The organism is Pseudomonas sp. W2-17 (assembly GCF_041060445.1).
Classification (GTDB): Bacteria; Pseudomonadota; Gammaproteobacteria; order Pseudomonadales; family Pseudomonadaceae; genus Aquipseudomonas.
On record NZ_JAUFNS010000009.1, the window covers coordinates 58,361 to 78,642 of the forward strand.

The window sequence follows — 20,282 nt, forward strand, 5'->3', positions numbered from 1 at the left end:
AAACAGACAAAAGGCGATGCAATGCGAAATCACCCGAAAGTTGCCAAATCCGAGAGCCATGTGGATGCATGGGCCATTCTGTTCATTATTGTGCTGGTGGTGGGGGCGGCGGTGTTCTGGGTGACGCACCAGTAGCCAGGACCTCCAGCCAGTGGGAGCGAGCTTGCTCGCGATATTGGGCGGCAATCCACCCAATATTTCAGCGTCTGGAATGTCGGATTCGCGAGCAAGCAAGCTCCCACAGGTTCTGTAATGCCCGAATGATCGAGTCGGCCAATAACAAATCTGCCGCACTTACTCGTCATACCCCAGATTCGGCGCCAGCCAGCGCTCCGTCACGCTCAAATCCTGTTGCTTACGCGCCGTGTAGCTTTCCACCTGATCCTTGTCCACTTTCCCCACGGCAAAGTACTGGGCCTGCGGGTGGGCGAAGTACCAGCCGCTGACCGCCGCCGCCGGGAACATCGCGTAGTGCTCGGTGAGGAACACGCCGCTGACGCCGGGCTTGCCGTCGCCCTGGGCCGGGTCGAGGAGGCCGAACAGCACGCCTTTTTCCGTGTGGTCCGGGCAGGCCGGGTAACCGGGGGCAGGGCGGATGCCGGTGTATTGCTCCTTGATCAGCTCGTCGTTGCCCAACTGCTCATCGCGGGCGTAACCCCAATACTCTTTGCGCACCTGCTGGTGCAGCCACTCGGCGCAGGCCTCGGCCAGCCGGTCCGCCAGGGCCTTGACCATGATCGCGTTGTAGTCGTCACCTTTGTCCTGGTACGCCTTTGACACCTCTTCAGCGCCAATGCCGGCGGTGGTAATGAAGCCACCGACGTAATCGGTCACGCCGCTGCCCTGGGGCGCCACGAAGTCGGCCAGGGAGAAGTTCGGCTTACCGTCGGTCTTGATGATCTGCTGGCGCAGGTGATGCAGCTTGGCCAGTGGCGCGCCGTTATCGTCGAGCAATTGAATGTCGTCGTGATCGACCTGATTGGCCGGCCAGAAGCCGAACACGGCGCGGCTGCGGATCAGCTTCTCGTCGATCAGTTTGCGCAGCAGCTCCTGGGCGTCCTTGAACAGCGAGGTGGCCGCTTCGCCTACCACTTCGTCGGTGAGGATGCGCGGGTACTTGCCGGCCAGGTCCCAGGAAATGAAGAACGGCGTCCAGTCGATGTAATCCACCAGCACGTTCAGGTCGATGTCTTCCAGCACCTTGACCCCGGTGAATGTCGGCTTCACCGGCTGGTAGCTGGCCCAGTCGAACTGCGGCTTCTTGGCAATGGCCGCGCCGTAGCTCAGGCGCTCGGTGCGCGCGCTGCGGGCGGAGGTGCGTTCGCGGACCTCCACATACTCAGCGCGCGTCTTCTCGATGAAGCCGGCTTTCAGCTCCTTGGACAGCAACTGCGTCGCCACGCCCACGGCGCGGGAAGCGTCGGTGACGTAGATCACCGCGTCGTTGCTGTACTTGGGCTCGATCTTCACCGCTGTGTGCGCCTTGGAGGTGGTCGCGCCACCGATCATCAACGGCAGGTGGAAGTCCTGACGCTGCATCTCCCGGGCGACGTGAACCATTTCGTCCAGGGACGGGGTGATCAAGCCGGACAACCCGATGATGTCGCACTTCTGCTCACGGGCGACCTGCAGGATTTTCTCCGCCGGCACCATCACGCCGAGGTCGACGATGTCGTACCCGTTGCAACCCAGCACCACGCCGACGATGTTCTTGCCGATGTCGTGGACGTCGCCCTTGACCGTCGCCATCAGGATCTTGCCCTTGGCTTCGGGCTTGTCGACTTTCTCCTCTTCAATGAAAGGAATCAGGTGCGCCACGGCCTGCTTCATCACGCGGGCGGATTTGACGACTTGGGGCAGGAACATTTTGCCCGAGCCAAACAGGTCGCCGACCACGTTCATGCCGGCCATCAACGGGCCCTCGATGACCTCGATGGGGCGCTTGAACGATTGCCGCGACAGCTCGGTGTCTTCGACGATGTGCGTGGTGATGCCCTTGACCAGTGCGTGCTTGAGGCGCTCGTTGACCTCCCAGCCGCGCCACTCTTCGGTTTCCGCTTCCTTGACCGAGCCGTCACCCTTGTACTGGTCGGCGAGGGCCAGCAGGGCGTCGGTGCCTTCCGGCGTGCGGTTGAGCACCACGTCTTCCACCGCATCACGCAATTCGGCCGGGATCTGGTCGTAGATCTCCAGCTGGCCGGCGTTGACGATGCCCATGGTCAGGCCGTTGCGGATTGCGTGCAGCAGGAACACCGAGTGAATCGCTTCGCGCACGGGGTTGTTGCCGCGGAACGAGAACGACACGTTGGACACGCCGCCCGACGTCAACGCGTACGGCAGCTCGTCGCGGATGTACGCGCAGGCATTGATGAAGTCCACGGCGTAGTTGTTGTGCTCTTCGATGCCGGTGGCGATGGCGAAGATGTTCGGGTCGAAGATGATGTCTTCCGGCGGGAAGCCGACGTCGTTGACCAGAATGTCGTAGGAGCGCTTGCAGATTTCCTTCTTGCGCGCCTCGGTGTCGGCCTGGCCGGCTTCGTCGAAGGCCATCACCACCACCGCCGCGCCGTAGCGCTTGCACAGCTTGGCGTGATGAATGAACTGCTCGACGCCTTCTTTCATGCTGATCGAGTTGACGATGCCCTTGCCCTGAATACACTTGAGGCCGGCTTCGATGACTTCCCATTTCGACGAGTCGATCATGATCGGCACGCGAGAAATATCAGGCTCGCCGGCAATCAGGTTAAGGAAGGTCACCATGGCCTTCTTCGAATCCAGCATGCCCTCGTCCATGTTGATGTCGATCACCTGGGCGCCGGCCTCGACCTGCTGCAGGGCGACTTCCAGGGCTTCGGTGTAGTTGTCCTCGCGGATCAGGCGGGCGAAGCGGGCAGAGCCGGTGATGTTGGTGCGCTCGCCGACGTTGACGAACAGCGAACTGCGATCGATGGTGAACGGCTCCAGACCCGAGAGGCGGCAGGCCTTCGGGATGTCAGGAATCGGCCGCGGCGCATACGGGGCGACGGCGTTGGCGATGGCCTTGATGTGCGCCGGGGTGGTGCCGCAGCAACCGCCGACGATGTTGAGGAAGCCGCTCTGGGCGAACTCCTCGACGACTTTGGCCATCTCTGCCGGGGCTTCGTCGTATTCACCGAATTCGTTGGGCAGGCCGGCGTTCGGGTGCGCCGAGACGTGGGTCTCGGCCTTGTTCGACAGTTCTTCCAGATACGGCCGCAACTCGCTGGCGCCCAGCGCGCAGTTGAGGCCCACGGAGATCGGCTTGGCGTGGCGCACGGAGTTCCAGAACGCTTCGGTGGTCTGGCCGGAGAGGGTGCGGCCGGAGGCGTCGGTGATGGTCCCGGAAATCATGATCGGCAGCTCGAACCCCAGTTCGTCGAACACGCCCTGAACGGCAAAAATCGCTGCCTTGGCGTTCAACGTGTCGAAGATGGTTTCGATGAGGATCATGTCCGCACCGCCTTCGATCAGGCCTTTGGTGGCCTCGGTGTAGTTCTCCACCAGTTCGTCGAAGGTGACGTTGCGGTAGCCGGGGTTGTTGACGTCCGGCGACAGCGAGCAGGTGCGGCTGGTCGGGCCGAGCACGCCGGCGACGAAACGCGGCTTGTCGGGGGTTTCCAGGGTCTTGGCGTCGGCGACCTGGCGAGCCAGGCGCGCGCCTTCCACGTTGAGCTCGTAGACCAGCGCTTCCATGCCGTAGTCGGCCTGGGACACCTGGGTGGCGTTGAAGGTGTTGGTTTCGAGAATGTCGGCGCCGGCGTCGAGGTATTCCTTCTCGATCGCGCCAATCACGTCGGGCCGCGTCAGGATCAACAGGTCGTTATTGCCCTTGACGTCGCTCGGCCAGTCGGCAAAACGCTTGCCACGGTAGTCTTCCTCCTCCAGCCGATAGCTCTGGATCATCGTGCCCATGCCGCCATCGAGGATCAGGATTCGCTGTTGAAGAGCCTGCTGGAGTGCTTGAAGACGCGCGCTGCGATCTGACATGAGGTTACCCGGACGAAGAAGTACGAAATAAGGTGGCGCTGAAAAGAGCGAAATAATAGCAAACCTGCGCGGATTTAAATCATTCCGGGATTTACATGAATTCTGTTCATGTTGCAGGCCATTAGCCACAGGTAGAATTCGGCGGAATCATTTTCAGGACGCCCGTTCCATGTTGCATCGCGTGCTCGCCAGTTCCCTGGCCTTGTTGTTTTGCGGTGCAGCGTTCGCGCAGTCGCCCCTTCAGCCTCCGGCTATTTCCTACAGCCGTGATATCCAGCCGATCTTCACCGAGAAGTGCGTTGCCTGCCATGCGTGCAATGACGCCGCCTGCCAGCTGAATCTGGGCAGCGGCGAAGGTGTGCTGCGCGGTGCATCGAAGGTGCCGGTTTACGAAGGCGACCGCAGCAAGGCGGTCGCACCCACCCGGATTTTCGTCGACGCGCAGGGCCCTGACGCCTGGCGCAAAAAAGGCTTCTATTCGGTGCTGGACGGGCAGAGCAATCAGGCGGCGCTGATGGCAAAGATGCTCGAGTTCGGGCACAGCGCGCCGCTGGTGCCCAACGCGCGGCTGCCGGACGACATCGTGCTGGGCCTGAACCGCCAGAACATGTGCCCGCGGCCCAACGAGTTTGCCGCCTATGCCAAGGCGCGCCCGGGGCAGGGCATGCCGCTGGCGGTGACCGGCCTCACCGACGCTCAATACAGCATGCTGCAACGCTGGCTGGCAGCCGGGGCGCCGGTGGAACAGACGCCGCTGCAACCGAGTGCGCGCGAAGCGGTGCAGATCAACGAATGGGAAAGCCTGCTCGATCGTCCCGGATCGAGCGAAGCGCTGGTCGGCCGCTGGCTGTACGAACATCTGTTTCTCGCCCACGTGTATTTCACCGACGGCGAGCCGGGGCATTTCTTCCAGTGGGTGCGCTCGCGCACACCGAGCGGCCAACCCGTCGACCTGATCGCCACGCGCCGCCCCGACGATGATCCTGGCACCACCTTCTATTACCGCCTGATGCCGGTGCAGGGCGTCATCGTGCACAAGACCCACATCACCTACCCGATGGGCCCGCAGAAGCTGGCGCGGGTCAAGCAACTGTTCTATAGCGGCACCTGGCACGCCACCGAGCTGCCCGGCTATGGTCCGCAGCATCGGGCCAACCCGTTCGAAACGTTCCAGCAGATCCCGGCCGTCGCGCGTTACCAGTTCATGCTGGATAACGCCGAATACTTCGTGCGCACCTTCATTCGCGGCCCGGTATGTCGCGGCGAGATCGCCACGGACGTGATTCGCGATCATTTCTGGGCGTTGTTCCAGGAGCCCGGGCACGACCGGTACATCACCGATGCGGCCTATCGGGCCAAGGCCACGCCGTTGCTGGCGATGCCGGGGCAGGACGATGACATCGGCAGCGTACTCACCCTGTGGCACGACTACCGCGACAAGCGCAATCAATACGAAGACCTGCGCAGCGATGCCTACGCGCACATGCCGCCCCCCGGTTGGGCGACCCTGTGGGCGGGGAATGACAATGCGCTGCTGACCATTTTCCGCCACTTCGACAGCGCCTCGGTAAACAAGGGCCTGATCGGCGCGCTGCCCAACAGCGTCTGGCTGTTCGACTACCCCTTGCTGGAGCGCACCTATTACCAGCTGGCGGTCAATTTCGACGTCTACGGCAACGTTTCCCATCAGGTGCAGACGCGTCTGTATTTCGACCTGATCCGCAACGGCGCCGAGGTCAATTTCCTGCGACTGATGCCGGCGGACAAGCGTGACGACATCCTCGGCGACTGGTACCAGAACGGCGGCAAAGTGAAGATGTGGCTGGATTATCAGGCCATCGACGATGACACCCCGACCGGCCTGAAGCTCGATGAGCACAACCCCAAGCGTGATTTCGAGCGCAAGCTGGTCGAGCGCGCCGGCACCCTGAACGCGACCCCGGACCCGATCAATCGCTGCGACGGCGCCTACTGTTCGCGTGAGGGACTGGACCCGGTGTTCAGCGGGGTCGAGCAGACCCTGAGCCGGCTAACCTCGCGCCCGGCGGCGGGGCTGAAGGTCATTCACCAGTTGCCGGAGGCGACGATGCTGCGGATCCAGGATGGCAGCGGCAAACGCATCATTTACAGCATGCTGCGCAACCGCGCCCACAGCAACGTCGCCTTTCTGATGGGCGAGGATTACCGCTACCAGCCGGGCCTGGACACGCTGACGATTTACCCGGGAGTGCTGAGCAGCTACCCGAATTTCATGTTCAACGTGCCGGCCAGTGAAGTCGGCGCGTTCGTTGACGCGATGGAGCAGGCCCACGATCACAAGCGGGCGTTTGACGCCATCGTCCAGCGCTGGGGAGTGCGCCGCAGCCATCCATTATTCTGGACCTACTTCCACGACCTGGACCGCTACCTTCAGGAAACCGAGCCCCGCGAGGCAGGGGTGCTGGACATGAACCGGTACGAGAATCTGTGACTCGCAGGCGCGCCGTTATTTAAGGAATCTTCACATTCGGCGTCGGCCCGGCTGACGCTGGCCGAAACGGCGAAGCCTTATGGAACATGGCGTGCAGCCATTATGCAGCCCGTCAGTGGCGCCGAACCTTTTTGCAATTTTCGAAGTCGGACCCTGTGAGTCGCTCTCCGACGCCGTGCCTTTGCCGGTATGGCGCCAGGGGTCAATCCAGACGAAGCAAGAGGTTGCAGATGTTGATTTCGGTTCAGGCCCTGCGGGCACTCGCCGCGTGGGCTGTTGTGTGTCACCACTTCATGCAGATTTTTTTCGACTTCCATCCGAGTGGGCCGGTCGGGCGCTTTTTTACTGAAAAAGGCGCCGTCGGTGTCGACATTTTTTTCGTCATCAGCGGCTTGGTGATCTACCTGTCCACCGTCGACAAGGACATTCCTGCCGGCCGATTCATGCTCAACCGTGTCATTCGCATCGTCCCGGCGTACTGGCTGTATACCTTGGTGATGGGCCTTTTAGTCGTGGTAGCCCAGCCGCTGCTGCCCCACCAGGTCGTCGATTGGCAGAGCTTCGTGCTGTCGCTGCTCTTCATTCCTTCGGAAAACCCCGGCGGTTACGGCCTCTATCCCACCCTCAACGTGGGCTGGACGCTGAACTACGAGATGCTGTTCTACGTGCTGTTCTCGATGGTCTTTCTGTTTCAACAGCGTCTGCGCCCGTTGATTCTGGCGGCGGCGCTGTTTGCCATTACCGATGTGCTGGGTCGTTCCGGGCTTGTCAGCCGGTTCTACGCCAATGACATCGTTTACGAATTCCTGCTCGGCATCTTCGTCGGTGTGATGTATCGCCGGGGCTGGATCAGTGAACGGTTGTGGCTGCCATTGATCGCGATCGGCGCGGCGCTGTTCACCATCGACCACCTGCAACCGGCGCCTCGGATCATCAATTGGGGCCTGCCGAGTGCGGTGATCGTGGTGGCCTGCATCTCCCTTGAACCGTACCTGCGCGGCTACCGCCTGCTGAAAGTCATGGGCGACTGCTCGTATTCGGTTTATTTGCTCCACGTGCTGGTGCTGTATGCGGGATGGCTGGTGAGCGAGCGGTACGGCCTTAACCCGTACCTGGTGTTTGCCGTCTGTGTGCCGGTCATCGCCCTGGGGGCGTGGCTCAGTTATGAGTGGATCGAGAAGGGCCTGTACCGACGCATGAAAGGCTGGCTGGACCAGAGGAGGGCGAGCAAGGAGGCAGCGCTGTCCTGACAGACGCCGGGTAGCGGTCGGATCACTTACCCGACTAAAACACTAGGGCTTTGTCAGGCGCAGTTGATTGGCGTAAACTGCGCCCCACGTCTGCGAGGAATTTTCATGACCGCTATTACGATTACTGATGCCGCCCACGATTACCTGGCTGATCTGCTGGAAAAGCAGAACACCCCCGGCATCGGCATCCGCGTGTTTATTACCCAGCCTGGCACCCAATACGCTGAAACCTGCATTGCCTACTGCAAGCCGGGCGAAGAGAAACCTGAAGACACGGCCATCGGCCTGAAAAGCTTCACCGCCTGGATCGACGCATTCAGCGAAGCGTTTCTGGACGACGCCGTTGTCGATTACGCGACTGACCGCATGGGTGGTCAACTGACCATCAAGGCGCCAAACGCCAAAGTGCCGATGGTCAATGCCGACAGCCCGATCAACGAGCGTATCAATTACTACCTGCAAACCGAGATCAACCCGGGTCTCGCCAGTCACGGCGGCCAGGTGACCCTGATCGAGGTGGTGGAAGAAGATGAGGCAAATGTCGCCATTCTTCAGTTTGGCGGTGGTTGCCAGGGTTGCGGTCAGGCCGATGTGACGCTCAAGGAAGGCATCGAGCGCACGTTGCTGGAGCGCATCCCCGAGCTGACCGGTGTGCGCGACGTGACGGACCACACCCAGAAAGAAAACGCGTATTACTGAGAAGTGATGGTGTTGCAGGCAAGCCCCGATTGGTTCGGGGCTTTTTTGTGGGCGCTCGCCGGGGTACAGCGGCGCCTCCTAGGGCCTGAACACATGGGCATGGCCCGCGCGATAGAGCGATGACTCGCCGAACACGTCGTTGCCCAGCACCCGACCCACCAGGATCAGCGCGGTGCGACGAAATCCCTTGATCCGCACCTTCTTCTCGATGTCTGCCAGTGTGCCGGTGACCCAGTCCTGATCCGGCCAACTGGCGCGATGTACCACGGCGATCGGGCAGTCGGCGCCATAGTGTGGGGTCAACTCGGCGACGATCTTGCCTAGGTTATTGACCCCCAGATGGATCGCCATGGTCGCCCGGTGCCGGGCTAGGTCGCCCAGGCTTTCGCCTTCGGGCATGTCGGTTTTGTCGGCGTAGCGGGTCAGGATTACGCTCTGGGAAATGTCCGGCAGCGTCAGCTCTGTCCCGAGCAACGCGGCGCAGGCGGCGGTGGCGGTGACGCCGGGGATGATTTCGAAGGGGATCTGCAATTCGCGCAGGCAGCGGATTTGTTCGCCGATCGCGCCATACAGGCTCGGATCGCCGGAATGCACACGCGCCACGTCCTGGCCCTGTGCATGAGCGAATTTCATCAGCTCGATGATCTGCTCCAGGTGCAATGAAGCGCTGTTGGTGACCTGAGCCGCCTGATGACCTTCCAGCACTGCTTCAGGCACCAGGGAGCCGGCGTAAATGATCACCGGGCAATTGCGGATCAGCCGCTGGCCTTTGACAGTGATCAGGTCCGGATCGCCAGGGCCGGCGCCGATGAAAAAAACGGTCATGGGGTGTCCTGATTGGAATTCATTTGAGCACTGTTTGGATGGCTGCATGCGGTCCCACTAACAGCCCGCGTTCACATTTCGGCAGGTGTACGCGATTCGCTTCTGTGGGGCCGGTCTACAAGGTTGAGCCGGCCTATGAGATTGCTCCAGCCCTAACGTTTGCGGTAGCCAGAGCAAATGTCGCGTGTGGACTTTTTCGGCGGGGGATGACCAAGTTCGCGGGCGCGCCGGTCAACCGCGTGGCCATCGCCAACGCCGCGCTTTCCGCCACGCCGTAGCAGCCGGTGCGTTCGAAGGCGATGTCCGAGCGGTACGTCAGCTGTGCCTCGTAAGCCGCCAGATCACCCGCGCTGAAAAACCCGATCTTCAGCCCCAGCACATGACCCAGTTCCAGCAGTCCCACCTCAGCCGACTTGCCGTCAATGGAGGCGAGGGCGGCAACGTCTGTCAGCTCAAGACCACCCTCCCGCAACCCATCTTCCATCAACTGCCGAAGCTCCAGCGCCGAACAGCCGCGCTGGCAGCCCAGACCGACCACCCACAGCGGCCGATCGCGCACTTCATTCACAGAGCAGGCTTCAAACCGGCGTGCGTCGCGGTCGCTTCATGGCGCCGAAACAACCAGGCGCTGATCCAGCCCAGCGCGATCCAGAAAACCGCATTGGTCAGCAGCGAGGCGATCTTGAATTGCGCTTCGAGGGCTTCCGGCGCCAGTGCCGAATGCACCGCCGGCTGGGGCGCGCCGACGACGTGCGGCACCACCAGAATCAGGGCGCCCAAGGCCTTCAACAGCCAGTGCCGGGCAAACACCATCAATGCCAGGCCTGCAGCCGTCGAGGCGGCGGTGCCGACCCACCAGATCTGCCGTTGGGTCAGGTCCGCCGCGACAGTGCCGGGCAGTTCAGGCGGCAAACCCAGGGTCGGCGCCAGCACGAACACCGCATAACCGGCCAACCCCCACAGCACGCCTTCGCGGGCACTGGTCGGCGTACGCAGGGTGTACAACGCGGCCAGCATCAAGGCGAAGCCGACCGCGACCACCAGATTGCCGCCGGTGGTGGACAGCACGCGCTGCCAACCGTCTTCCGGCTCCCAGGCTTCGGCGTCATGGACGTGGCCGGCCATCTCACCCTCGGCGTGCTTGTGCATCTCAGTAGCCGGGGCCTTTTCGTAGGTCTCCGCCTGCAGGATCAGTGGCGCCACCGAGAAGCTCTGCAGCAGTGTCAACAGCAGGGCGGCGAGCAGTCCGGTGAACCCGGCCGTTTGCGCAATTCGCTTGAACATGGCGGCAGGTCTCAATGGCACGGGAAGGCGGAGCTGTGGCGGGTGTCGTGTGCCGCGTTGTGCACCGCATCGATGTGGGAGAAGCCGGCGAAGTACACCAGAAACGCACCGAGAAACATCGCGCTGACGGCGGCAACAAGGCGTTGGCTTTGCGTGGCGGTCACGGCCGTTGTGGTGTTTGTGGTGGTGCCGGACGTCTGGCGGGGTGTGCTGATGGACATGGCGCTTCCCTCTGAAGTGGATTCAGCGGACGGAAAGGCGCGAAGACACCGCAGGCGAAGGCCGGCAATGCTCAACAGCGCCCGCCCACCGCGGGTTGTTATAGTGCGTTGTCGGGCCGGTCTCCGGGCTCGCGAGGGGCGCATGCATCAGCCGTTACAGCCGTCGTGCCTTCAAGAATCGCCTTCCCATATCGTTGCCGACACAGTGGATCTGACTCTTCACTCGCTTACCGTTGCGGGGGCAGCACCGGACTGATACACACCCGAAGGTCTGCACGCACCGGTTTCCCGTTTCACCCTGTGAAGGGCACCCGTAACAAGGTGTGTAGGAGACCACGGGCTGTTTGGCTCGTCAATCGGCCCTTCAGCCGATGCGTCAATCGATGCAGCGATCGGTGCGTCAATTGGCGCGGCAATCATTGCAAAGCGCGATTGACCGGCCTCCAGTCACTGCGTAGCCTTGCGCACTTGAGGTTCGCCGGCCGCTCGGTTTCAAGTACGTCACAGGGCCACCGGCGCTAAGAAGGGAATGCGGTTCCAAGCCGCAGCTGCCCCCGCAACTGTAAACGGACAGCTTCATTGCACAGCCACTGCGCGAGCGGGAAGGCGCGATGAATGCCAGTCGCCTGACGATGCCTGTCAGCGACCGGCCGCCGTGAGCCAGGAGACCTGCCTCCATCGGACCGCCTGCAAGCGGCCGAGGAATTCCACTACAACCGGGCGGGGTGATCCGGTGGCGAATCGAACCGCGCGCCTGCTTCCGCCGGCCTGCGCTGTTTTCGTCCTCGTTGCCCCGCCGCACGCCTGAGGGCAACCGATGAAAACACTGGCCAAACTCCCCGTCACCATCGTCACCGGCTTTCTCGGCTCCGGCAAAACCACCTTGCTGCGGCACATGCTCGACAACGCCGAAGGCCGACGCATCGCCGTCATCGTCAATGAATTCGGCGAACTGGGCATCGATGGCGACATCCTCAAGCAATGCACCATCGGCTGCACCGAAGAAGAAGCCGTCGGTCGCGTGTACGAACTGGCCAACGGCTGCCTGTGCTGCACCGTTCAGGAAGAGTTTTTCCCGGTGATGCAGGAACTGGTCGCCCGTCGTGGCGACCTCGATCACATCCTCATCGAAACCTCGGGTCTGGCCCTGCCGAAACCCCTGGTCCAAGCCTTCCAGTGGCCGGAAATCCGCAACGCCTGCACCGTCGACGCCGTGATCACCGTGGTCGACAGCCCGGCCGTGCTCGCGGGCACCTTCGCCGCGTTCCCGGACCAAGTCGACGCCCAGCGCAAGCTCGACCCGAACCTGGATCACGAATCGCCGTTGCACGAGCTGTTCGCCGACCAACTGGCCAGCGCCGATCTCGTCGTGCTGAACAAGGCCGACATGCTTGACGCTGATGCTCTCGCCGCCGTGCGTGCCGAAGTCGCCGAAGAACTGCCGCCGGCGGTGAAGATCGTCGAAGCGAACCGGGGCCAGCTGCCGATCAGCGTATTGCTGGGCCTGGGCGCCGAGTCCGAGCTGCACATCGATGGCCGCAAGACCCACCACGATCACCACGAAGGCGACGATCATGATGATCACGACCATGACGCCTTCGACTCGATTTCCATCACGCTGCCCCAGGCCGACGAATCGCTGTTGCTCGACGCGCTGACCCAGGCCGTCGTCCAGCACGGCATCCTGCGCGTCAAAGGGTTCGCCGCCATTCCCGGCAAACCCATGCGCTTGCTGGTGCAAGGCGTCGGCACGCGTTTCGACAAGCATTTCGACCGCGCCTGGAAGCCAGACGAAGCCCGGGAAACCCACCTGGTGCTGATCGGCCAGGAACTGGACGCCGGCGTCCTGGAAGCGCAATTGCGCGACGCGGTGTCATCGCGCGACGCGGTCTCAGGCATAAAAGGCTAACCATGCACCTGCTGCGTACACAGCCCGGCGGCTTCGTTCCCGACGACAGCATCGCCGACCTGGGCCAGACGCCCGCCGAGCTGGTGATCCTGTGCAGCGCCGACTCGAATCTGGCGCTGCTGGCTGAAACCGCGCGGCAATTGCCGGATAGCTACCCGAGCCTGCGCCTGGCCAATCCGATGCAGGTGCAGAACCATGCATCGGTGGATCTGTACGTCGACGAGGTGCTGCGCCACGCCAAAGTCATTCTGATTTCGCTGCACGGCGGCATCGGCTACTGGCGTTACGGCGTCGAGCGGCTGGTGGAGCTGGCGGCCAAAGGCGTCAAGCTGATTCTGGTGCCCGGCTGCGACCGGCCGGACCCCGAGCTGAGCGGCCTGAGCACGGAATCCATCGAAGACCGCGAGCGGCTCTGGCATTACCTGCGTCAGGGCGGCAAGCACAACGCGCTGGCGCTGTTCAATTTCATCGCCACGCGCTGGCTGGGTGGCGACTACCCGTGGGCCGAGCCGCAAACCCTGCCGCGCACCGTGATTTATCACCCGCAGAACGCCAACGCCGACCTGGCCCGCTGGCAGGCCGACTGGCGCGCGGATCAGCCGGTCGCTGCCGTGCTGTTCTATCGCTCCCACCTGCAAGCCGCGAACACCGGGTTCATCGATGTGTTCTGTAAGCGCTTGTCGGCCCAGGGTCTGAATCCGTTGCCGATCGCCGTGGCCAGCCTCAAGGAAGCCGGCTGCATGAGCGCGATACAGGACTGGCTGGACGAGGTGGAGTGCGAGGTCATTCTCAACACCACCGGCTTCGCTCAATCCAGCCCGGAAGCGCCGGATGTGCGGCCGTTTCGTCGGGACATCCCAGTCATTCAGGCCATTTGCGCCCAGGACAACGAACCGGCCTGGCAGGCCAGCGCCCAAGGGCTGGGGCCCCGCGATCTGGCGATGCACATCGCGCTGCCGGAACTGGACGGTCGCATCATCAGCCGGCCGATCAGCTTCAAGGACCTGGCCTGGCACAGCGAGCGCAGTCAGTCCGACGTGGTTTGCTACCGCGCCCAGCCGGAACGCATGGATTTCGTCGCCGAACTGGCCCGGCGCTGGGTGCTGCTGGCCCGCACCGCCAACACCGACAAGCGCGTGGCGCTGATTCTGGCGAACTACCCGACCCGCGACGGGCGCATCGGCAACGGCGTCGGCCTCGATACCCCGGCGGCCGCGCTGAACATCCTCAAGGCGATGCAGGCCGAGGGTTACCCGGTCGACGACTTGCCCGAGACCGGTACTGCGCTGATTCACGCCTTGCTCGGCGGCGTCACCAACGACCCGGACAGCGTCGATCAACGGCCGTGCCATCAGAGCATGGCCATGGACGAGTACCTCGCGGCGTTTCAGGCATTGCCGCAGGCCAATCGCGATGCAGTCATCGCGCGATGGGGCGCCCCTGACACCGATCCCATGTGCCGGGACGGGCGGATGATGATCGCCGGCCTGCGTTTCGGCATGACCTTCGTCGGCATTCAACCGGCGCGTGGCTACAACGTCGATCACAGCGCGGTGTATCACGACCCTGATCTGGTCCCGCCCCACGGTTATCTGGCGTTCTACTTCTGGCTGCGCAAACGCTATGGCGCCCACGCCGTCATCCACGTCGGCAAGCACGGCAACCTGGAGTGGCTGCCGGGCAAGGGCGTCGGCCTGTCCGAGCATTGCTGGCCGGACGCAATCCTCGGGCCGATGCCGAATATCTACCCGTTCATCGTCAACGATCCGGGCGAGGGCGCCCAGGCCAAGCGCCGCACCCAGGCGGTGATCATCGACCACTTGATGCCACCGCTGACCCGCGCCGAAACCTACGGTCCGTTGCGCGATCTCGAACTGCTGGCCGACGAATACTACGAAGCGCAGCTGCTGGATCCGCGCCGCGCCCGGGAGCTGCAAAAGGACATCCTCAGGCTGGTGCGCGAGACACACATCGACCGCGAACTGGCGATGGACGGGGACGCCAACAGCGAGGACGACGCCGCCGTATGGCTACCGCGCCTGGACACCTATCTGTGTGACCTGAAGGAATCGCAGATCCGCGATGGCCTGCACGTGTTCGGCGAATCGCCCACCGGCCGGCTGCGCATCGACACGCTATTGGCGATGGTGCGCGTGCCTCGCGGCGATGGTCGCGGCGGTCAGGCCAGTCTGCTACGGGCGTTGAGTCAGGCGCTGGCGCTGGATTTCGACCCGCTGGACTGTGATCTCGGCGCGCCATGGACCGGCCACAAACCTCAGGCATTACATGAAGTCAGCGCTGAACCATGGCGCACCACCGGGGATACCCGCGAGCGGCTGGAGCTGTTGGCCGCGCAGATGATTGAGCAGATTGCCAGCGGTATGCCTCTCAGTAATCGCTTTGAAAACAACAGCTTGTCCGATGTTGTTCAGTCTCTGCATGAAGTGGTTATCCCTCGCCTTGACGCCTGCGGTCCAGCAGAAATGTCGAACCTGCTCAGCGCGCTAAGTGGGCGATTCGTCCCGGCCGGGCCGAGCGGCGCCCCCAGTCGTGGACGGCTGGACGTGTTGCCCACCGGGCGCAACTTCTTCTCCGTAGACGTGCGCAATCTGCCGACCATGACCGCGTGGCGCATTGGTTTCCAGTCGGCAAATCTGTTGCTGGAGAGGCACTTACAGGATCATGGTGATTATCTACGTCAACTGGGGCTTTCGGTCTGGGGCACGGCGACCATGCGCACCGGCGGTGATGACATCGCCCAGGCCATGGCGCTGATGGGCGTGCGGCCGGTGTGGGCGACGGGCAGTCAGCGCGTCGATGACTTTGAAATCCTGCCCCTGAGCCTGCTTGACCGGCCGCGGGTCGATGTCACCCTGCGGGTCTCCGGTTTCTTCCGCGATGCGTTCGCCAACCTGATTCGCCTGTTCGACGCCGCGGTGCAGGCCGTCGCCGCGCTGGACGAGCCCGACGACATGAACCCGCTGGCCGCCCGCGTGCGCCAGGAGCGCGAGCAATTGCAGCGCGACGGTGTGGATGCCGAGCAAGCGGCGAAGCAGGCTGGCTGGCGCATCTTCGGCGCCAAGCCAGGCGCGTATGGCGCAGGGGTTCAGAACGCCATCGACGGACGCTTGTGGCAAAGCCGCGAAGACCTCGCCGAGGTCTACCTGAACTGGGGCGGCTACGCCTACGGCGGCAGCGACGAAGGCACCCCGGCCCGTGGGGGTTTTGCCAAGCGGCTGAGCCAGGTTCAGGCGGTGCTGCAGAATCAGGACAACCGCGAGCACGACTTGCTCGATTCAAACGATTACTACCAGTTCCAGGGCGGCATGCTGGCGGCGGTGGAAAGCCTGTCCGGCGAGAAAGTTGCCAGTTATCACGGCGACCACAGCCAGCCTGATCTGCCGAAGATCCGTACGCTTAAAGAAGAGCTTAACCGGGTGGTGCGCTCCCGGGCGGCCAATCCGAAGTGGATCGAAGGGGTCAAGCGCCATGGCTACAAGGGCGCGTTCGAGATGGCGGCGACCGTGGATTTCCTGTTCGCCTTCGACGCCACCACCGAGCTGATCGACGATCACCAATACGCACTGGTGGCGGATGCCTATCTGCTGGACGCCTCAACCCGCGATTTCATCCAGCAGCACAACCCGGATGCGCTGCGGGACATGACCGAGCGCATGCTCGAAGCGCAGCAGCGCGGCCTGTGGCAGGAACCGGGGGAGTACCGCGAGGCGCTGGAGAATCTGTTGCTGGACATTGAAGAGTCATGAGCGTGAATGAGGGCCTGCACAGCAGCCCGTGAAGACGCCTGACTGGCTTGAACGACGTGACTGACCCGCAGCTTTACGAGAACCGACCATGACCGACACCCCACATTTTCCCCTCGCTGCCGTCGTCGGTGCCGACGACCTGAAGCTCGCCCTGTGCCTGACCGCCATCGACCCGAAAATCGGTGGCGTGCTGATTGAGGGCCCGCGGGGCATGGCCAAATCGACCCTGGCCCGAGGGCTGGCGGATCTGCTGGCCAGCGGTCAGTTCGTCACGCTGCCGCTGGGCGCCACCGAAGAGCGCCTGGTCGGCACCCTGGACCTTGACGCTGCGCTGGGTGAAGGCCGTGCGGCATTCTCGCCGGGGGTTCTGGCCAAGGCGGACGGCGGCGTGCTGTACGTCGACGAGGTCAATCTGCTGCCGGATCATCTGGTCGATCTGCTGCTGGATGTAGCGGCCAGCGGGGTCAATCTGGTGGAGCGCGACGGGATCTCCCATCGCCATGCCGCGCGCTTTGTGCTGATCGGCACCATGAACCCGGAAGAAGGCGAGCTGCGCCCGCAGTTGCTCGACCGTTTCGGCCTCAACGTGGCGTTGAGCGGGCAGACATTGCCGGAACAGCGCGGGCAGATCATTCGTCGCCGGCTGGATTTCGACGCCGCGCCTGAAGCGTTTTGTCAGCACTGGGCCCCGCAGCAGCAGGCGTTGCAGGCGCGGTGTGAAACCGCCCGGAGGCTGTTGCCGACCATCGAGCTGGATGACGTCAGTCTGGGCCTGATCACCGAGCGCTGTTTTGCGGCCGGGGTCGACGGTTTGCGTGCGGATCTGGTCTGGTTGCGCGCGGCCCGTGCCCATGCCGCCTGGCGCGGCGGTGCTCAGATCACCGAAATCGACATCGACGCCGTGGCCGATTTCGCCTTGCGCCATCGCCGTCGCGAGCCGCAGCCGCCGCATCAGTCCCCATCTCAACCCCCTGCGTCGTCAGAGCAAAACCCGCCGACACCCGACAACGGTGCTCAGCCGCAGCATGACGCGCCAGAAACCGGCGAAGGCAGTTGGGGTGAGTTACCCGCCCGCAGCGTGCAGACGGGCAGTCGCAAAGAAGTGCCCCACTGGCCAAAAAAGCCCTAGGCATTCGCCCCCGCCTGCCGAAGGGGGCGAATGCCAGCCCTCGACCGGGCGCACTCGGTGGCGGTAGAAACGGCGCTGCCCGTCCCGGCGCGGAGGGCGCCATTGCCTGGCTGCCGACCTTGCTGCGCGGCCGCCCTCGAGTTCGTGCTGATCTGGTACGCCAGCCCCGCAGTCGCCGGCCGGAGCAGCTCTGGCTGGTAATCGTCGACGCGTCGGCATCGACCCGGCGCAATCAGGCGTTGAGTCAGGCGAAGGGTTTATTGGCGGGGTTGTTCGATGATGCGTATCGGCAGCGCGCCAGGCTGGCGTTGCTCACCGCCAGTGGCAAGGGCGCCCGCTGGCAGCATCAGGGCCTGAAAGCCAGCACCGCGTTGCAGCCCTGGCTGGATGCATTGGGTGCTGGAGGCGGCACGCCGCTGTTTGATGCGATCAATCAAGGGGCGGACTGGTGTGCGATACGGCAGAAGCGTTACCCGGCGGAACAACAACGGGTGCTGATTCTCACGGACGGGCGCGTCAAGGACATGCCGGCGCTGAGCGTTTTCAGCGGCCCCGTGCTGCTGATCGACATCGAGCGCGGGCCCATTCGACTGGGCCGCGCCCGGGACATCGCCGCGCAGTTGGACGCTGACTACCGCCACATCGACGAGTGCTGAGCGCGCGTCGTCGGCAGGTGAGGAATCAGCAGCTATTCAGGCGGGCATGGTCCATGGCTCAAGGCTGTAGCCTTCGCCGCTGATCTCGGCACGGGCCTGTTCCAGGAACTGCGCCAGTTGTTTCGGATCGGAGTAGGCGCTGCTGGGGATCTGCTTGCGGCCAATGCGGGTGCGGGTGCGGTCGACGACGGTCAGGCTCAGTTCGCCGTTGCCGTCCTGTGGGGCCCAAGCCACGCACTGGAAGGGTTCAAAGGCGTGACCGGCAATCAGCAAAGCATCGTTGAAGCGCAAGGGGGCGTTCATGGACTGTCCTCAAAGTGCCCGTATCCGTTGGCACCGGCGGCGGGCGTTCGCTCGGTGGTTACTCGTATTGCTACTGGTGTTGCTACTTGTACTGATGACCGTCCCCCACGGCTGAGTCACACCCATTTTTGAAATTTCTTGATTTATTTTTAGCGTTGGTTCGGTCGCGCTTACTTGCCGCGCTTGGGCCAAACTTCTGCGACGCCTTGGCCGTGCACGCCAAATCGCCGTCGATCTCTGGCCATGCTGCTAAGCACGTTTCGATCTTAGGCTTATAGAGAATCGATCCAAGGGCGCGTCAAAAATCTTGCTATGGTGTCAATCGGCCTTCACAAGCTACTGTTTAAAAAACGTTTTCCCATGATCACTTCGCGACCCCGGCGCCAAGGAAACTCACATGCATGATCTGGCCTCCATCCGCCGCTTGCTGATCGTCGAACCGTGCGAGGAATGCCTGCAGTTGGTCCCCGGCTTGCGCATCGCGGGTTGGGATGTCGACAGCTGCACCCTTGAAGAGGCAGCGCTGCGTCCCTGTGACGTGGGCCTTATCCGCCTGCTGCCCGAGCATTTCGAACACCCCGAAGTGGTCAAATCCCTTATCTCCCGAAGCAATACAGAATGGATCGCGGTCCTGACCAGCGAGGACCTGCGCCGCGAGCACATCGGTGATTTGGTCTGTGAGTGGTTTTTTGATTTCCATACCTTGCCCTTCGACGTTGCCCGGGTGCAGGTGACATTAGGGCGCGCCTACGGCATGGCACGGCTGCGTGCCAAAGGCGCCAGTTATGCCAAAGGCGTCCCGTACGGAGAGAGCCCGAGTCCGCAACTGCTGGGGGAAAGCCGGCCCATGCGCGAGTTGCGGCGATTGCTGAGCAAGCTGGCGCCCACCGAATCGCCGGTGCTGATCCGTGGCGAAGGCGGTACGGGCAAGGAGCTGATCGCACGCACGCTGCATGCGCAGTCCCAGCGCCGCGAGCAGCCATTCATCTTGATCAATTGCGGGGCGACACCGGCACATTTGCTGCAGGTAGAACTCTTCGGCGAAGCAAGGGAGGGCGTCGACGCATCACGCCAGCGCAAGACAGGGCGCATCGAAGAAGCCAACGGCGGCACGCTGTTTCTAGACGAGATTGGCGATCTGCCCCTGGAGGTCCAGGCCAATCTGTTGCGGTTCCTCCAGGATCGGCACATCGAGGTCGCGGGCGAGCGGGTCCCGGTCGATGTGCGGGTGCTGGCGGCGACCAATGTCGATCTGGAAGCGGCGATTCGCATGAAGCGTTTTCGCGAAGACCTGTATTACCGGCTCAACGTCTTGCAGGTGGGCACCGCGCCGCTGCGCGAGCGGCACGGCGATCTGGCCTTGCTGGCCAATCACTTCGCCCAGTTCTACAGCCGGGAGACCGGCCGGCGGGCGCGTAATTTCAGTCAGGACGCGCTGGTTTCCATGGGCAAGCACGACTGGCCCGGCAACGTGCGAGAGCTGGAAAACCGCGTGCGTCGCGGGCTGGTGCTGGCGGAAGGGCGGCAGATCGAGGCGTTCGACCTCGGGCTGCTGGGCGAAGAAGAGATCAGCTCCAGCATGGCCACTCTCGATGAGTACAAGTCCCGGGCGGAACGGCAGGCGCTGTGCGATGTGTTGACCCGTCACAGCGACAACCTCAGCGTGGCGGCCAAAGTGCTGGGCATCTCTCGGCCGACGTTTTATCGCCTGCTGCACAAACATCAGATTCGCTGATCGAGAGTCGGGCGAGTTACTCGCCGGCG

General features: G+C 63.1%; 14 protein-coding genes and 2 riboswitches. Of the genes, 8 read left to right on the top strand and 6 right to left on the bottom strand.

What is annotated here, in order from left to right; translation table 11 throughout:
* Positions 1 to 294: 294 nt before the first annotated feature.
* Positions 295 to 4,005 (bottom strand): methionine synthase, encoded by a 3,711-nt coding sequence (gene metH / locus QWI20_RS13160; protein WP_369305849.1) that lies wholly within the window; start codon positions 4,003 to 4,005, stop codon positions 295 to 297.
* Between the two features lie 169 nt (positions 4,006 to 4,174).
* Here metH and QWI20_RS13165 point away from each other — a divergent pair, with 169 nt between their 5' ends.
* From QWI20_RS13165 to nfuA, 3 genes are all read left to right on the top strand, one after another.
* Positions 4,175 to 6,475, top strand: coding sequence for a fatty acid cis/trans isomerase (locus QWI20_RS13165; protein ID WP_369305850.1), 2,301 nt, complete (start codon positions 4,175 to 4,177; stop codon positions 6,473 to 6,475).
* A gap of 230 nt (positions 6,476 to 6,705) precedes the next feature.
* The gene (locus QWI20_RS13170; protein WP_369305851.1) at positions 6,706 to 7,725 is read left to right on the top strand and encodes an acyltransferase family protein; all 1,020 of its coding nucleotides are present in this window, start codon (positions 6,706 to 6,708) and stop codon (positions 7,723 to 7,725) included.
* 105 nt (positions 7,726 to 7,830) lie between these two features.
* On the top strand, positions 7,831 to 8,424 hold the full coding sequence (gene nfuA, locus QWI20_RS13175; RefSeq protein WP_133771305.1) for a Fe-S biogenesis protein NfuA: 594 nt from the start codon (positions 7,831 to 7,833) through the stop codon (positions 8,422 to 8,424).
* A gap of 78 nt (positions 8,425 to 8,502) precedes the next feature.
* Here nfuA and cobM read toward each other — a convergent pair whose 3' ends face one another.
* The 4 genes from cobM to QWI20_RS13195 form a co-directional block, all read right to left on the bottom strand.
* Entirely contained in the window at positions 8,503 to 9,249 is a 747-nt protein-coding gene (cobM, locus tag QWI20_RS13180) for a precorrin-4 C(11)-methyltransferase (RefSeq protein ID WP_369305852.1), read from the bottom strand.
* A gap of 133 nt (positions 9,250 to 9,382) precedes the next feature.
* Positions 9,383 to 9,808, bottom strand: a complete 426-nt coding sequence (locus QWI20_RS13185) for a cobalamin biosynthesis protein (protein WP_369306010.1) — start codon at positions 9,806 to 9,808, stop codon at positions 9,383 to 9,385.
* 5 nt (positions 9,809 to 9,813) lie between these two features.
* Positions 9,814 to 10,533, bottom strand: coding sequence for a CbtA family protein (locus tag QWI20_RS13190; RefSeq protein WP_369305853.1), 720 nt, complete (start codon positions 10,531 to 10,533; stop codon positions 9,814 to 9,816).
* An 11-nt stretch (positions 10,534 to 10,544) separates the two neighbouring features.
* Positions 10,545 to 10,754, bottom strand: coding sequence for a CbtB-domain containing protein (locus QWI20_RS13195; RefSeq protein WP_369305854.1), 210 nt, complete (start codon positions 10,752 to 10,754; stop codon positions 10,545 to 10,547).
* 96 nt (positions 10,755 to 10,850) lie between these two features.
* Positions 10,851 to 11,084, bottom strand: a riboswitch (cobalamin riboswitch).
* 159 nt (positions 11,085 to 11,243) lie between these two features.
* A riboswitch (cobalamin riboswitch) is annotated at positions 11,244 to 11,446 on the top strand.
* A gap of 125 nt (positions 11,447 to 11,571) precedes the next feature.
* On the opposite strand from QWI20_RS13195, the gene cobW reads away from it, so the two are divergent.
* The 4 genes from cobW to QWI20_RS13215 all read left to right on the top strand — a co-directional run bounded on the left by cobW (position 11,572) and on the right by QWI20_RS13215 (position 18,215).
* Positions 11,572 to 12,663 carry a cobalamin biosynthesis protein CobW gene (gene cobW / locus QWI20_RS13200; protein ID WP_369305855.1) on the top strand — a complete coding sequence of 364 codons (1,092 nt, stop codon included), beginning with the start codon at positions 11,572 to 11,574 and terminating at the stop codon, positions 12,661 to 12,663.
* Between the two features lie 2 nt (positions 12,664 to 12,665).
* Positions 12,666 to 16,430 (top strand): cobaltochelatase subunit CobN, encoded by a 3,765-nt coding sequence (cobN, locus tag QWI20_RS13205; RefSeq protein WP_369305856.1) that lies wholly within the window; start codon positions 12,666 to 12,668, stop codon positions 16,428 to 16,430.
* 88 nt (positions 16,431 to 16,518) lie between these two features.
* Complete coding sequence (locus QWI20_RS13210) at positions 16,519 to 17,559, top strand: ATP-binding protein (RefSeq protein WP_369305857.1); 1,041 nt, start codon at positions 16,519 to 16,521, stop codon at positions 17,557 to 17,559.
* Between the two features lie 101 nt (positions 17,560 to 17,660).
* Entirely contained in the window at positions 17,661 to 18,215 is a 555-nt protein-coding gene (locus QWI20_RS13215) for a VWA domain-containing protein (RefSeq protein ID WP_369306011.1), read from the top strand.
* A 36-nt stretch (positions 18,216 to 18,251) separates the two neighbouring features.
* Here the strand turns inward: QWI20_RS13215 and QWI20_RS13220 are convergent, their stop codons facing one another.
* Positions 18,252 to 18,518 (bottom strand): hypothetical protein, encoded by a 267-nt coding sequence (locus QWI20_RS13220; RefSeq protein WP_369305858.1) that lies wholly within the window; start codon positions 18,516 to 18,518, stop codon positions 18,252 to 18,254.
* 397 nt (positions 18,519 to 18,915) lie between these two features.
* On the opposite strand from QWI20_RS13220, the gene QWI20_RS13225 reads away from it, so the two are divergent.
* A complete protein-coding gene (locus QWI20_RS13225; protein ID WP_369305859.1) occupies positions 18,916 to 20,253 on the top strand; it encodes a sigma 54-interacting transcriptional regulator in 1,338 nt (445 codons plus the stop codon).
* Positions 20,254 to 20,282: the final 29 nt, after the last annotated feature.